General features: G+C 44.8%; 11 protein-coding genes and 1 tRNA gene. 8 read left to right on the top strand and 4 right to left on the bottom strand.

Translation table 11 applies throughout. The features are described from left to right. Positions 1–16: 16 nt before the first annotated feature. Together yidC and mnmE are read left to right on the top strand one after the other, a co-directional pair. On the top strand, positions 17–1,702 hold the full coding sequence (gene yidC, locus B5D50_RS14635; protein WP_234975892.1) for a membrane protein insertase YidC: 1,686 nt from the start codon (positions 17–19) through the stop codon (positions 1,700–1,702). A 6-nt stretch (positions 1,703–1,708) separates the two neighbouring features. Next, positions 1,709–3,055, top strand: a complete 1,347-nt coding sequence (mnmE, locus tag B5D50_RS14630; protein ID WP_078923399.1) for a tRNA uridine-5-carboxymethylaminomethyl(34) synthesis GTPase MnmE — start codon at positions 1,709–1,711, stop codon at positions 3,053–3,055. A gap of 92 nt (positions 3,056–3,147) precedes the next feature. On the opposite strand, the gene B5D50_RS14625 is transcribed toward mnmE, so the two are convergent. Then, positions 3,148–3,645 carry an invasion associated locus B family protein gene (locus B5D50_RS14625; RefSeq protein WP_078923398.1) on the bottom strand — a complete coding sequence of 166 codons (498 nt, stop codon included), beginning with the start codon at positions 3,643–3,645 and terminating at the stop codon, positions 3,148–3,150. Positions 3,646–4,042: 397 nt separating this feature from the next. On the opposite strand from B5D50_RS14625, the gene ppk2 reads away from it, so the two are divergent. Beyond that, complete coding sequence (ppk2, locus tag B5D50_RS14620; RefSeq protein WP_234975894.1) at positions 4,043–4,852, top strand: polyphosphate kinase 2; 810 nt, start codon at positions 4,043–4,045, stop codon at positions 4,850–4,852. 169 nt (positions 4,853–5,021) lie between these two features. After that, positions 5,022–7,805, top strand: a complete 2,784-nt coding sequence (polA, locus tag B5D50_RS14615; protein WP_078923396.1) for a DNA polymerase I — start codon at positions 5,022–5,024, stop codon at positions 7,803–7,805. A gap of 50 nt (positions 7,806–7,855) precedes the next feature. Here the strand turns inward: polA and B5D50_RS14610 are convergent, their stop codons facing one another. Beyond that, entirely contained in the window at positions 7,856–8,251 is a 396-nt protein-coding gene (locus B5D50_RS14610; protein ID WP_078923395.1) for a 3D domain-containing protein, read from the bottom strand. Between the two features lie 412 nt (positions 8,252–8,663). Between B5D50_RS14610 and B5D50_RS14605 the strand changes: the two genes are divergently transcribed. After that, a complete protein-coding gene (locus tag B5D50_RS14605) occupies positions 8,664–10,178 on the top strand; it encodes a B12-binding domain-containing radical SAM protein (RefSeq protein ID WP_078923394.1) in 1,515 nt (504 codons plus the stop codon). Between the two features lie 43 nt (positions 10,179–10,221). Here the strand turns inward: B5D50_RS14605 and B5D50_RS14600 are convergent, their stop codons facing one another. Next, a complete protein-coding gene (locus tag B5D50_RS14600; RefSeq protein WP_078923393.1) occupies positions 10,222–11,235 on the bottom strand; it encodes a hypothetical protein in 1,014 nt (337 codons plus the stop codon). A 165-nt stretch (positions 11,236–11,400) separates the two neighbouring features. After that, a complete protein-coding gene (locus B5D50_RS14595; RefSeq protein WP_143594374.1) occupies positions 11,401–12,663 on the bottom strand; it encodes a radical SAM protein in 1,263 nt (420 codons plus the stop codon). A gap of 207 nt (positions 12,664–12,870) precedes the next feature. Between B5D50_RS14595 and B5D50_RS14590 the strand changes: the two genes are divergently transcribed. From B5D50_RS14590 to B5D50_RS14580, 3 genes are all read left to right on the top strand, one after another. Continuing rightward, the gene (locus B5D50_RS14590) at positions 12,871–13,074 is read left to right on the top strand and encodes a hypothetical protein (protein WP_078923391.1); all 204 of its coding nucleotides are present in this window, start codon (positions 12,871–12,873) and stop codon (positions 13,072–13,074) included. Next, positions 13,071–14,927 carry an AAA family ATPase gene (locus tag B5D50_RS14585; protein ID WP_078923390.1) on the top strand — a complete coding sequence of 619 codons (1,857 nt, stop codon included), beginning with the start codon at positions 13,071–13,073 and terminating at the stop codon, positions 14,925–14,927. The genes B5D50_RS14590 and B5D50_RS14585 overlap by 4 nt, the downstream gene beginning before the upstream one ends. 117 nt (positions 14,928–15,044) lie before the next feature. Then, positions 15,045–15,120: transfer RNA gene (locus B5D50_RS14580), tRNA-Lys, on the top strand. Positions 15,121–15,188: the final 68 nt, after the last annotated feature.

Here is a 15,188-nt window from a genome sequence, read left to right as displayed (position 1 = left end):
TAAATTGGATTGAATCATGATGGATTCCCAACGCCCGTTTCTGTACCTGACCCTGATCTTTTTGGGGTTTTTGTTATGGACTAGCTGGCAACAAGATCATGCACCGAAACCTCTAGCACCTTCTAGTACACAATCGAGCCAGTCGAACCCGGCGTCTAGTTCAGTGCCTACACAGACCACCTCAGCAGCGGGTGCACCAGCTGTACCGCCTGTACCTAATGTCAGTGGTTCTGCCACCAGTGTGAGTGGGGCGGGGCAAATTATTCGTATTAAAAGTGATGTGTTAGATTTACAGATCAGTACGAAGGGCGGTGATATTGTCGCGGCAGATTTGTTAACTTATCCGGTGAGCCTTGAGGAGAAGGATAAGCCCGTGCGGATTCTGGATCTCAATGGGCGCAATTATGTTGCACAGTCTGGCTTACAGCATCAGCCGGTCAATGGCCAAACGGTTGATGGTTTAGCACCCAATCACTTGGCCGATTTTACCGCAGAAAAAACTGAATACCTGCTAGCGCCTGATCAAAACGAAGTGGTTTTACCGCTCGTGTGGCAAGGTCCTAATGGCTTAGTTGTCACGAAACGTTATCGCTTGAAACGTGGCAGTTTTGATCTTGTTTTAGAAGAGGAAGTCCAAAACAACTCAAGCCAAGCATGGATTGGTTCTGAATATCGTCAATTAAAGCATGGTCCAAGTCATGTTAATAATAACTTTTTAACCAGCGGTGTGCAGGCCTTTGTAGGTGGTGCTTATTACGCTGAGGATAAATATAAAAAGATTAGTTTTACTGATATGAAGGAGTCTTTGACAGAGACTGCTACCGGCGGCTGGGTGAGTATGTTAGAGCACTATTTCATCAGTGCTTGGATTCCACCGCAAGATCAGCAAAATACCTATTACAGTATGGAAAACCAACAAATGGGTGTTCCTAACTATATTTTAGGTGTCCGTAGCCCTGTGAAGGAAATTGCCCCAGGTACGAGTGGTCTGTTTACTAGCCAACTTTGGGTAGGACCGAAAATGCAAGATGACCTCGAAGCCATTGCTAAGGGTTTGGATTTGACGGTTGACTACGGCATTTTTGCCTTCGTCTCTAAGCCCATTTTCTGGGTGATGCAGGCCATCCATTCATTTGTGGGTAATTGGGGTTGGACGATTATTCTGTTGACGCTCTTCATTAAAATCTTATTCTTCTGGCCATCTGCGGCTAGCTATAAGTCGATGGCTAAAATGAAAGCCGCAGCGCCAAAAATGAAGGAAATTAATGAGCGTTTTTCTAGTGATCCTCAAGCTAAGCAAAAAGCGATGATGGAGCTGTATAAAAAGGAAAAAATCAATCCATTAGGCGGATGTTTACCGATTCTGATTCAAATTCCAGTCTTTATGGGCTTGTATTGGGTGCTGTTAGAAAGTGTAGAGTTGCGCCAAGCGCCTTGGATCTTATGGTATAAAGACTTATCCATCATGGATCCTTATTTCGTTCTGCCTTTACTAATGGGGGCGAGCATGTTTTTCCAACAAAAGCTCAATCCACCGCAGATGGATCCGATTCAGCAGAAGATCTTCCAGTTCCTACCGATTATTTTCACCTTTATGTTCCTGTGGTTTCCTGCCGGTTTAGTCTTGTATTGGGTGGTGAATAACGTTTTATCCATTGCGCAACAGTGGGTTATTAATAAAAAGATTGTAGGACATGCTTAACTCGCGATGAGTACCGAAACAATTGCTGCGATAGCCACCCCCCTTGGACGGGGTGGCATTGGTGTTGTTCGTATCTCAGGTCATGATCTCACGAAGTTGGCTGAGCCTTTGTTGGGTCAACTACCATCCCCACGTATAGCTCAGCACCGTTTATTTCGTGCTCAAGATGGCTCAATTTTAGACGATGGCCTAGCTTTATTTTTCCCAGCCCCATACTCCTTTACTGGCGAAGATGTTCTTGAGCTACAAGGGCATGGTGGTGTGGTCGTGTTAGACATGGTGTTGAAGCGCTGCCTTGAATTAGGTGCACGTTTAGCCCGTCCCGGAGAGTTTTCTGAGCGTGCTTTTTTAAATAATAAACTTGATTTAGTACAAGCCGAGGCTATTGCTGATCTGATCGACTCTAGTTCTGAACAAGCTGCTCGTTCGGCGCTGCGCTCTTTACAAGGTAGTTTTTCACAGGCAGTGGATAAGTTACTCAGCGCTTTAATTGAATTAAGAGTCTATGTGGAAGCTGCACTGGATTTTCCTGATGAGGATCTTGATTTCTTAGCAGATTCAGCGGTAACCACACGTTTAGCCATGATTAAACAGCAATTAGCCGCTATTTTTCATAAAGCTCAACAGGGTAGTTTGTTACGTGAGGGTATGCATCTTGTTATCGTCGGGCGACCGAACGCCGGAAAATCAAGCTTATTAAATGCCTTAGCCGGACAAGAAACCGCGATTGTCACCGAAATTGCAGGTACAACCCGTGATGTATTACGTGAGCGGATTAATCTAGAAGGTATGCCTTTGCATATCGTGGATACGGCAGGTTTACGTGAAAGTACTGATCCGGTAGAAAAACTTGGGATCGAACGCGCTTGGCGTGAAATTGAAAAAGCGGATTTAGTGTTATTGCTAGTCGATGATACTCAAGTGGAGGCTGAGGCGGATCAGGAAGCGCATCAAGCGATTCTGAGCAAGCTGCCGACGCAGATTCCGGTGTTAACCGTGCATAATAAAGTGGATTTAACGGGTAAGGCAGCAGGTAAACAAGGGCAGCATATTTATATTTCAGCCAAGCATGATTTAGGCCTTGAGGTTCTTAAAGCAGAGTTAAAAGCTTGTATGGGGTTTCAAGGGGAGCGTGAAGATAGTTTCATAGCAAGGCGGCGGCATTTGCACGCTTTGCACACCACACAAGCGGCGGTTGAGCGGGCTGAAGAGCAATTATTGGTGTTTAATGCCGGTGAATTAATGGCTGAAGAATTACGCTTGGCTCAAGATGCTTTAGGGCAAATTACAGGTAAGTTTACTTCCGATGATTTATTGGGGGAAATATTTAGTTCTTTTTGCATCGGTAAATAGCTAAGACTTAAAAGCCAAAGTAGCCAGAGTTCAGTTTATACCCCAATAATTTTGAAGATACTGGGGTATAAGAAAGTTGATCTCTACATTCGTTATTTAACAGCTTTCAAGCCGGGCGCTAAGCCTTTTAAAGAAATTGGTAGAATAACTGGCTCTTTATTTGGACCGGGGCGATAGGCTAAGAGCGCACGCTGGCCTTTAGAAATTTGTTGCATCATTGGATTATCTAAGGTAAAGCCGGCTCGACAACCTTGTTGATCACATTTACCTTTGAAGGCGACGGCTTGGTTTTTGTCGACTTTCAACTGCACGCCCTGCTTCATATCCACCCCTTTGGGCAGTTCAAAAATAGCGGTTGGAAAGGGTTTGCCTTTGCCATAGCCTAAGACAGTAATCATTAAAGGCTGTTTGCTATTTTTTTCAGATAATACTTGCTGGACATAACAAATCTGACTTTTGTCAGGTGCTGCTTCACATTTAACCCCCCAATCACCAAAGCGTTGCCCCGGTTTAGCCCCTGCCGCATAAGCATTATTGACCACTAGGCTAACCATCGCTAGGGCAATCAATGATCCGAATTTTAAACTCATGGTTTGGTCTCCACTATAATAATTAAGTGCGTAAGGATTTCATTATAGCATTCGAAATCCTTTGATATTCATCAACGCAATTCAATTGACAAATAACATACGCTTGTCTTATGACAGATTAAGGCAAGGTGGAGTTCAGATGGACACGAAAGAAGCATACTTAGCGAATGACACAGAGGCAGGGATTGAAGCTCTCAATGTAGTAAAAAGCGTGACAGCAGCCCAAACTGCACAGGTTGTCGCAGCTACTGAAATTTTAGCAGAAGCCAAACAAGCCAACCCCGCTGATGCAGACGAAATGCTCAGACGTTTGCAAGTGATGTTAGACGGTGCTTCACCTGATGATAAAGCGGCTTTGGAAGCGGCCGTAGCCCATTGGCAAAACCCACCGAAGACAATGATTAATAAAGATGATGAATTAGTCGATAACTGGCGATCTGCGGTTTATCCTTATAAAAATCGGATGTCCCGCAAAAATTATGAAAAAGAAAAATTTCGCTTACAAGTAGAGTTATTAAAACTACAAATGTGGGTGAGAGAAAGTGGTCAGCGGGTGGTGATTTTGTTCGAGGGGCGAGATGCAGCGGGCAAAGGGGGGACAATTAAGCGTTTTATGGAGCATATCAATCCTCGGGGAGCGCGGGTAGTCGCTTTAGAAAAACCGACTGAAGCTGAGCGTGGGCAATGGTATTTCCAGCGGTATGTTCAACATCTACCCACCTCCGGTGAAATCGTGTTATTTGACCGCTCTTGGTACAATCGTTCGGGTGTTGAGCGCGTGATGGGTTTCTGTTCTGATAAAGAATATGATGATTTTTTACGTCAAGTGCCTGAATTTGAGCGGCATTTAGCCAGTAGTGGTATTCATTTAATTAAGTTCTGGTTCTCAGTCAGTCGTGCAGAACAGCGCCGTCGCTTTGAAGAGCGTAAATTGCACCCCTTAAAACAATGGAAACTCAGCCCGATTGATCTGGCTTCTTTGGATAAATGGGATTCTTATACGACGGCCAAAGAAGCTATGTTCTTTCATACGGATACTGCAGAAGCACCGTGGACAGTGGTTAAATCGGATTGTAAGAAACGAGCGCGCTTAAATGCTATGCGTTATGTCTTGCATAGATTACATTACACCGGTAAAAATTTGCGTAATATTCAATCCATTGATCCTTTGATTGTGGGGCGAGCCAATATCATGGCTGATTTATAAGCTAAGCTACTCTGCTTGATTCGTTAATTGTCGCCAATTTCTGCCAATCTCTGTGACAACCCCAGCCTTACCAATCAAGGCTGGAGTTTGTGATCGTCGTTAATTCTACTCGCTCCCTTGCCTAAAGCGCGCTAACCTTAGCTGTCCTAGTTTGCTATGAGTTCTCGCCATGAGTAGCGCTTCTGCTGTTAGTACGAAACCCTTGATTTTAGTTGATGGGTCTTCGTATTTATTTCGAGCTTTTCATGCTTTGCCACCCCTGACTAATTCTAAAGGCGAAGCCACAGGGGCGATGCATGGTGTTCTCAATATGTTGGATAAGCTCAGGAAGGATTATCAGCCTGAACAGATGGCAGTCGTCTTTGATGCGCCGGGTAAAACCTTTCGTGATGATTTGTATCCAGCTTACAAAGCTAATCGGCCGTCGATGCCAGATGAGTTACGCCAGCAAATTCAACCCCTCTTAGCGATGATTAAGGCGCAGGGTTACCCCTTACTGATTATTGAGGGAGTGGAAGCCGATGATGTGATTGGTACTTTGGCTAAAGAGTATGCTGGGCGGGTGATTATCTCTACCAGTGATAAAGATATGGCTCAACTAGTGGATGAGCGCGTGCATTTAATCAATACCATGAGTAATCATTATTTAGACCCAGCAGGGGTGAACGCCAAGTTTGGTGTAGCACCTGAGCGAATTCGTGATTATTTAGCCTTGATGGGAGACGCGGTGGATAATGTCCCCGGAGTGGATAAGGTGGGGCCGAAAACCGCTGTAAAATGGCTGCAGGATTATGATTCACTCAGCAATATCATGGAACATGCTGCTGAATTCAAAGGTAAAGTGGGTGAAAATCTACGAGCAGCACTGGCTCATCTGCCCTTATCTTATGAGTTAGTCACGATTAAATCGGATTTGGCATTGCCCATTGAACCAGAAGGATTAACCTTTAGCCCGCCTGATTTGGAGGCTTTGCGTGAGCTTTATACACGTTATGAATTTCGTTCACGCCTAAATGCTCTAGATAAATTAGCCTTACCGCCTGCTAATACGCAAGTTACCAACCTTGAGCTTAAGGAGCTACCCTCTTCCCTTAGTTTGAATTTAAGCTCAACCCCGGAATCAAGCCCTCAACCAGTATCTGAGCGCCAGTATCAAACTATTTTGACGCAAACCGAATTAGATCAATGGTTGCAGCGTATTCAGCAGGCGGGTGAGTTTGCGGTTGATACTGAAACCACGAGTCTGAATTATATGAATGCACAGATTGTGGGGATTTCTTTTGCCTTGCAAGCGGGTGAAGCAGCGTATCTACCCTTAGCACATGATTATTTAGGTGCACCGGTACAGTTAAATCGTGAGGCCGTCTTAGCTCAACTGAAGCCTTTATTAGAGGATGAGCATTTAGGAAAAATTGGTCAGAACCTAAAGTATGATCGCAATGTTTTACTGAATCATGGCATTTGCTTAGCGGGTATCAAGCAAGACACGATGCTGGAATCTTATGTGTTAGATTCAACCGCAAGCCGTCATGATTTTGATACTCTCTGTGCGCAACATTTGCAGCATACTACGATTCACTTTGAAGATATTGCTGGCAAAGGTAAACATCAGTTGAGCTTTAATCAGGTGGCTTTGGAGCAAGCAACCCCTTATGCCGCAGAGGATGCTGATTATACCTTACGTCTGCATCATTATTTCTGGCCACAATTGCAAGCCTTAGATGGGCAGCGCTTGCTTTATCAGCAAATCGAACTTCCACTAGTACCCATTTTATCGGATATGGAACGTAAGGGGGTCAAAGTCGATGCCCTCATGTTGGCGAAACAAAGCCGAGAGCTAGAGCAACGCATGAATGAACTGGTCGAGCAATCTTATCAAGTTGCAGGGCAGGTATTTAATTTAGCCTCCCCTAAACAAATTCAGGAAATTTTCTTTGAGAAGCTGGGTTTGCCCGTTTTGCGAAAAACACCGAAAGGCCAGCCCTCAACTGCTGAAGATGTATTAGAAGAATTAGCAGAATTAGGCCATGAATTGCCCGCACTAATTTTGGAGCATCGTGGTTTAAGTAAGCTCAAATCCACCTATACGGATCGTTTACCGGAGCAAATCAATGCACGTACTGGGCGGGTGCATACCTCATATCATCAAGCGGTTGCAGCCACGGGTCGCTTGTCTTCGACTGAACCAAATTTACAAAACATTCCAATTCGCACTCCTGCAGGTCGGCGGATTCGCCAAGCCTTTATTGCTGAGCAGGGTTGTCAATTATTAGCCGCAGACTATTCGCAAATTGAACTGCGTATTATGGCGCATTTATCGGGCGATCAAAGCTTATTAGCGGCCTTTGCTCACGGATTGGATGTGCATCGAGCCACCGCTGCGGAAGTGTTTGGTATCAGCCTAGAGGCAGTGACCCCTGATCAACGCCGAGCTGCCAAAGCGATTAACTTTGGCTTGATTTATGGGATGTCTGCTTTTGGTTTAGCTCGGCAATTAAATGTTGATCGGCGTGAGGCTCAAGCCTATGTGGATTTGTATTTTGCACGCTATCCAGGGGTGAAGGCGTATATGGAAAATACTCGTGAGCAAGCCCGTGCCCAAGGTTATGTAGAGACCTTATTTGGGCGGCGCTTATTCCTGCCGGATATTAAAGCACGTCAGGCTGCTACCCGCCAATATGCTGAGCGTACTGCGATCAATGCTCCCATGCAGGGCAGTGCTGCTGATATTATTAAAAAGGCGATGATTGCGGTGGATCGCTGGTTGCGTGCCAATCAGCTGAAAACTAGCATGATTTTGCAAGTGCATGATGAGCTCGTGTTTGAAGTACCCTTGGATGAGTTAGCGCAAGTACAAGCAAAGATTCCTGAGTTAATGATGCATGCCGTGAGCTTGTCAGTACCACTCTTAGTCGAAACGGGCGTTGGAGATAATTGGGATGAGGCCCATTAGAAAAAAGCCCGCATAGAGCGGGCTTGTTGTCCATCCTTGGATTTAAAGAATTACCACTTGATAGTCACATTCTTGCGCCCGAAGCGCCGTGCCTTGTGGCGATCCATCCCCATATATATATCAATCTTTTTTTCCCAGCGCTGGTGCATTTTGTCCAGCACAAGGAATTCGCCATCTAACCCACTGATCCGAACCTTAGCTTTGCGTTTTAATCCATATTTGTAGAGCAGGTCACGAGAAACAGCAATGGCTTTCATGCCGGGGCGTAAACGATCACCCCAAGCAGCGAGGTCAGGGGTATTATCCGTCTGACCGGGTAGAGAGTTATAAGCAGTCGCAGTTACGCGAAGACTGATTGTCGTCTCCTTCTTTCCGGCGGCCAGTGCTGGACTTGAACAAACAAGCGCCATTACCAGCAAAGCTAGAAAATGGTTAAACAAAGTCATAACAATAACCTAACAGTTTGTTTATAAAAGCAATTCATCATTTTCAAAAAGATTAACGACGAATCGGGGCGAACTTTAACACGTGAGTCTTCAAGGATGAATAGGCCTAGCCGCCATTTTTTGGATGATAGCTGCTTCGATAAATGGATGATTTTAATATCTATTTATTTTTTTTATGGATATATAAAAAAGATCGAGACTAGTTAGCATCAGGCTTGCGGGCGCTATTGACAAATTGTAATATTTGTGATTCCTAATAAATTGAATGATCTATTTTTTAGATTGATCGAACTAAATATTGAGATAAATGTCGCATTAAAACCACAGCCTTAAGTCTTTACAACAGTCCGAAAATAAGATTCAGCATTATTTTTATGCTAGAATCTGCCCACTTTCCCTTTCAACAGCCGATATGCCCGAAATTCTGCTCACGACACTGAATGCTCGTTATAATCATGCGTCCCTAGGTCTCCGTTATTTGTATGCAAATTTAGGCAATTTGCAGCCTCAAGCTGAGCTGATGGAGTTCACCATTGCGATGCGCCCGCTAGATATAGCTGAGCAGATTTTAGCTAGGCAGCCAAAAATAGTTGGTTTCGGGGTTTATATTTGGAATGTGGCTGAAACGACGGCGGTTGTCACTCTATTAAAAACCTTAGCGCCGCAGTTAGTGATAGTCTTAGGCGGCCCTGAAGTTAGCTATGAAGCCACCTGCCAAACGATTAGCACATCAGTGGATTATGTGATTAGTGGGGCTGCTGAGCAGAGCTTTCGCGATTTGTGTCTAGCGGTGTTGGCTAACACAAGGCCAAGCACTAAGTTTATTCAAAGCCCCTTGCTTCCCTTAGCACAACTCAATTTGCCCTATGCAGAGTATACCGAGACGGATCTTAAGCAGCGTTTTATTTATGTAGAGGCTTCGCGTGGTTGCCCTTTCAAATGTGAGTTTTGTTTATCTGCCTTGGATAAAACCGCTTATCCCTTTGAGCTAGCACGTTTTTTAGAGGCAATGGATCAGCTTTGGCAGCGTGGTCTAAGGCATTTTAAATTTGTTGATCGCACCTTCAATTTGAAAATCGCAACGACTCAGGCGATTTTAGAATTCTTTTTAGCACGTTTAGATGCGGATACCTTTTTGCATTTTGAATTAGTACCGGATCATTTACCTGATGCGTTAAAAGACTGTATTCAGCGATTTCCAGCGGGTAGTTTACAGTTTGAAATCGGGATTCAAACCTTTAATCCTGAAGTACAAGCCTTAATTAGCCGTAAACAGGACAATGCTAAATCCATTGAAAATTTGCGTTGGTTACGTCAGTACAGTACTGCTCACCTCCACACCGACTTAATTTTCGGTTTACCGGGGGAGGATTTAGCGAGTTTTGCACAGGGTTTTGATCAACTCGTGGCTTTGCGCCCGCATGAGATTCAGGTCGGTATTCTTAAACGTTTACGAGGTGCACCAATTATTCGCCATACAGAAGCCTATGGCATGCTCTATAACCCTTATCCACCGTATAATATCTTAGCGACGGATCGAATTGATCTGTTTACGATGCAGCAAATGAATCGTTTTGCACGTTATTGGGATCTCATTGGTAATTCGGGGCGGTTTGAACAGAGTTTAGCGCTGTTGCTAGGATCGAGTCCGTTTGCACGTTTTTGGGTCTTGAGTGAGCAGTTACATCAGTTATCTGGGCAAACGCATCAAATTGCGTTACCGCGTTTATTTAAGCTCGTCCATGAGATAGCTATCCATGAATTGGGTTTAGGTGAAGCATTTACCGACCAATTACTGGCTGATTATGCTCGCAGCGGGCAAAAAGGTGAGATTCCCTTTGTTCCCGGTTTGAGACAAAGAGCAGTGCAAACGCTAGGAGTCGATGCACGCAAGCAACGGCAACTGCGTCACAGACTCGATAGCTAGGGTCAGGGCTAGCAGCTTTCACACTGCTAGCGGACTCTAGTGTTTAAACGATGGGGTTACGATAGGTATCTACTCGATTTTGCCAACCACGTAACCAACGTGCCTCATTACGAGAAGGATCTGAGTTATTTACACGCCGTTGTAATACCCGCATCGCGGCATCGGCAAACTCATGCAGGGCTTGTTGCCCTTGAGTACCGGGGCGCATTTCTTCGAGTACTTGACGTAAGCCCCAGTTTTGGCCGCGATAACCACCATTCCCTAAGCCTTCACCTTTGAAGTTCACATAGTCAATCAGGGCATACCAGCCACCGGGAGTATTCGCGACCGCATTCAAATTACGGGCGACTAAGGACTGTTGATTGGAAGCCTTCACGAGTTTTGGCATAGCAGTACGAGTACGGTCAACAATGTATTGAGCTTGTAATTCGCGTGTGTTGTAGAGCAGGTTTTGGAGCTGTTGAACCTGTGGGGTGTGTTTTTGTGCCATGAGTTGTTCACGGCTTGACCAAGGTGCACCTTGATAGCGTGCTTGTTGCAACCAACCTGGCAGTTGTACGCCATTTTGTGCCATATAATCCAGTAAACCGGGGAAGGTATTACCGAAGCTTTGGCGGCGACCAGCAGGGTACCAAGTGAAATGACCTATTCCCATTGAGGCAAAATCTTCGCCGTCGTTCCAATGTACTAAGTGATTCAGATTACCGCCGCCTTCATTATTAAAAATCTGATCACCAATCGCGCGTAGCTCAACCCGTGATAACCGTGGCATAGGATTATTCGTGGCGAGCTGTGGAGGAATCGAGGGAATCCCATAGCCACCGGGCTGTGGGTTCGTGTATGGATTAACAGGCAGTGGATACGCAGAGGGTAGGTTGGTTTGCTGGGCTAATTGCTGATGCTTAGGAATACGGACGGCCTGTTGTGAGTGCGGTGGCCGCACCATCGGTGTAGTGACTAAGGCATCGGCTTCAGGAATCGCTTGGGGATTTTGGCTGCATGCAGATAGCCCTAGACCTGCCATTGCAGCGAGTGCAAGTAGATTATATTTTTTCATTAGTTATTGCCGTTCGTTGTTTTTATTATTAGGATTTGTTATCCAAATATAAAATCATTTACAAAGCTGCTTAAATTTACCCGACGAGCTGCCCGCTCTTGGAGCATGCTCGCAGTTAGTGCCTGAACGGTGACTGATTAATTAGTAGGATTAATAGAAAATTGCTTAAACTAATGAATTGACTTCAGTGGTTTGGTGAGTTTTATGCATAAGTAAGGTAGGTTTGTAGTGTTGCCAGAAACTTTTAAGGGGTGGTTTGTTGGCTGGCAGATTGACAAGCTGAGTGTTTACTGGTGGCTTTGATGTTTTCAGTTCAGTTTCAACCAACTTTCTTAGCACCCAATCATTGGTATTGGGTAGATCAGCTAAATTATTAAGCGCCTGACTGTTCTTTACTAAGCAACGCACACTTAAGCCTGCCTGATAAGCATCGGCAACTAATTCGCGATGAGCTTCTATGGCAATATTGGATAGTTTACCCTGTTTTAGGATTTGAGAGGTTTCTAGGTTGATATTTAAATGCCGTAAGCCTGCTGCACGGGCCGCCACTAAGGTATTAAAATCTAAACCTAATGGATTTTCTCCGTCAAAATAAATAGTGGCCAGCCATTGGCAATGGGGTACTATAGGTTGAATTTTATCAATCAGCCCATGCCACATAGCCAAGTTCGTGTTGAGACTAGAATCAAGAAAGATAAAGCGCTTACGCTGATACCGCTCTGCTTGAATAGATAATTCATCTAACACAGCTTGTACAGGTCGAGGGCTATAGACAGATTGCTGATCATCTAAGCTAGTGGTTCGCCCCGTTAATATAGGAACCGACGCTAAAGGATAATGTTGCCAAGCAAAATCAGATAAATCAGGAATAGGTAATAATTCTAATTCTTGCAAAGGAGGTGCTGTTATATTCTCAAGCTCTAGATTATCGTATTGATTTTGATAAATTCCAGGCCATAGCGATAAATCTTGTTTATTTAAGGCTGTTTCTATTAAGTCGACGATCACCCAATCGGCTGCGCCTACAAAAACCGCGCTAACACCTTGGATATTTAACCATAAGGGCAAATCTTCAATACTCGCTGTATTGAAACAAGCCCCACCTAAGATTAAAGGTAATTGCAGTTGTTGTGCACATTTAGCCAACCCTTGGATCACAGCATAGTGATTTAAATAATTAGGAACTAAAATCAGTGCAGATTGAGTATGTTCTAAGTAAGTTTGAAGAGTTGCCAGATTCAATTCAACTTGGCCAGCTTGGAGTTTATCAGCTGGATGAGTCAAGGAAGGGCTAGCGGGCTTACTGACCAGTGGTTGCAGGTCGACCTGAAAGCCCGCTGCTCGTAAGGGGGTGACTAAATAAGCAATAGATAAGTCGGGACACGTGGGCGTGGGGTTAAGATCAAGTACTAAAATTCTAGCCATCATGACACATCCTTTTGTCCATGGAAGAGTCATTATCTTAGTCATTTGGGTGAAGCTGTCATGTTTTAAACGTATTTGACCGCCAAAGCGACTGATTTAACTGATGAGTTGTCAGTCATGCCCTGCTAACAAACACGATGAGTGCAACCATTTTTTTTGCAGCTTTGCATTATTAGTTAAACTAACCTAAATCTGGAACGGAGGTAAAGAGTGTCATCTGAACCTGTACGAGCCGAATGGCTTTCTACTACGCAGCTGAAAAGTACAGCTGCACGGCATTTTGCTGAGTTTTGTCAGCAGAATTTTGCAGCAGTGTCTAATCAAGCACATTTCGACCCTCACCTCTATCAAGAGGCGGCTCAATGGGTGCTTGAGCGCTTAGAGCAAGCGTCAAGCTTAGGAGAACAAGGATGATTATTACGGAAGTGCTTGCGGAAAACTTCCGTAAATACGAGCGGCTACATTTAAAGGATTTACCTGAGCTGGGTTTGATCCTAGTCACCGGCGGTAATGAGTCGGGCAAAAGTAGTATCGGCGAAGCGCTGAGTTTTGCCTTATTCGGGCGTACTGATAATCTCACGACGGATCGTACTTATAAGCTGATTCATTGGGGAGCTGAGCAAGCCAGTGTCGACTTAAGTTTTGCTCATGCCGGCAAGCTCTATCACTTAAAGCGGAGTGTCGATAAGCAAGGTCACCAACAAGCGGTGGTTTTAGACGAGCAACAACAAGTGTTAGCAGAGGGGGTGACTCAGGTTGAGCAATTTTTAACTCAACTGGTCGGTTTTAATTACTCAACCTTTAGTCGAATTTTTTATTGGAGTCAGCAGCTAAGTACTGAGCGTGAAACAGATACCAAAAATTTGCAGACGATGGCTGGCATTAAAGCCTATGCTCAGTTGGACGAAGTACTGCAACAGGAGTTGCAAACCACGCAAGAGGCCTTAGCTAAACTCGATACCGATTATAAGGCCACTCAAGCTGCTCAAGCGACGGTGATGATTGACCATCAGCGCTTACCTGATTTATTAGAGATACGTGAAGTTTTAGAGGATCGCCAAAAACAAAGCCAAGCTTTAGTCAGTGCACTGCCAACAGGTAGTGAAGGCTATTTGATGGATCATCAGGCTTATCAGCGCTATCGGAACAAGAGTCGTTGGCTAGGCCGCTGGAGTGTCTTAGGTATTATTGGCTTGTTGTTGGTGCTGGCGGCTTGGGGCTTATTAACCTTAGTTCCGCAGTGGTTGGAAGGAGTAAGCCGCCCTGATTTTACCCATGAGCCACTGTTTGCGCGTCGCTTGCTATGGGTGGGTGTAGGTCTGGCGATTGTGACTAGCTTTATTTTATTAAGAGGTTGGTATGTAGAGCGCTATCGTTTGCAACCCTTGCGTGAGCAGGCCCAGCGGTTCAGTCACTCTTTACAAATAGGTTGGGAGCAAGCCAATACTCAGTTAGCTACCCTACTCGGCAATAAGTCCACCGAATATCTGCAAGAACGCCATTTATGGTCACAAGCCCCAGAACCGGCTAAGTTGGCAGAGGATTTATCCTTATCGTCTGAGTTACCTAAGCAGGTCGGTGATTATTCGGTATTGCCGGATCAAGTACGTTATACCAGTCAAGCAATTAGTGAGGACTTAAAGCAACGGGGACGCTTTCTTGGGCAGTGTATGAGCACTCTCGATGAGGATGTCGCCAAAGAGCGTGGTGTAGTCGATCAGTTTATGGCCTTGAACCGAGAGGCAGCAGAGCAAAACTCACAGATAGCGACTTACCAGCATGATCTGCAGGTGAAAGCGAAAGCCTCTGAATTACTGCGTCAGGCTTCACAGTTTTCTATCGCACGTTTCAATCAAATTGTACAACAACGTTGCCAAGGTCTGTTATCGGACTTTACCCAAAGCCATTACAACAGCTTAGAAATTAATAATGACTTTGCCCTGCGTGTACTCTCGGATGAAAAGGGTGACTATCTTGATTTTGATGAAATTTCGTTAGGGACTCAGCGCCAGATTAGTCTGGCGATGCGGATGGCTTTAGGTAATTCATTAGTTGAAACCAATGACACGGAGAGTCAGTTTATTTTCTTAGACGAACCTTTTGCTTTTTTTGACAACGAGCGCACGTTTGCTGCCTTACAAAGCTTGCAAGAGGCTACTTTGGGTTATTTAAAACAAGCATGGGTGACTATGCAAGAAGCCCCAGAAGAAGTGCCAGTGGCAAAACTCATTCAATGCTTACAGAATGAAGCTGTGCTAGAGGCATAAAATGAGCTAAGCGCTATTGGTAAGATCAGTGTTTAGAGAAAAGCTTAGATTAACTAGCGGTTCAGTTAAAAAAATGCTTGAAACGTATCGGTGATTGTGTAGAATGCACGCCTCGACGGGTCGTTAGCTCAGCCGGTAGAGCATCTGACTTTTAATCAGGTGGTCATGCGTTCGAATCGCATACGACCCACCACCTTTAAAGCCTTGTAAATGAATAGTTTACAGGGCTTTTTGCTTTTTGGAAGCTGAGCATTTTTAGGG

This window comes from Thiothrix eikelboomii, from assembly GCF_900167255.1.
GTDB classification, from domain to species: domain Bacteria; phylum Pseudomonadota; class Gammaproteobacteria; order Thiotrichales; family Thiotrichaceae; genus Thiolinea; species Thiolinea eikelboomii.
The sequence above is the reverse complement of the archived record's forward strand: the minus strand, read 5'-3'. Positions and strand labels throughout refer to the sequence as shown.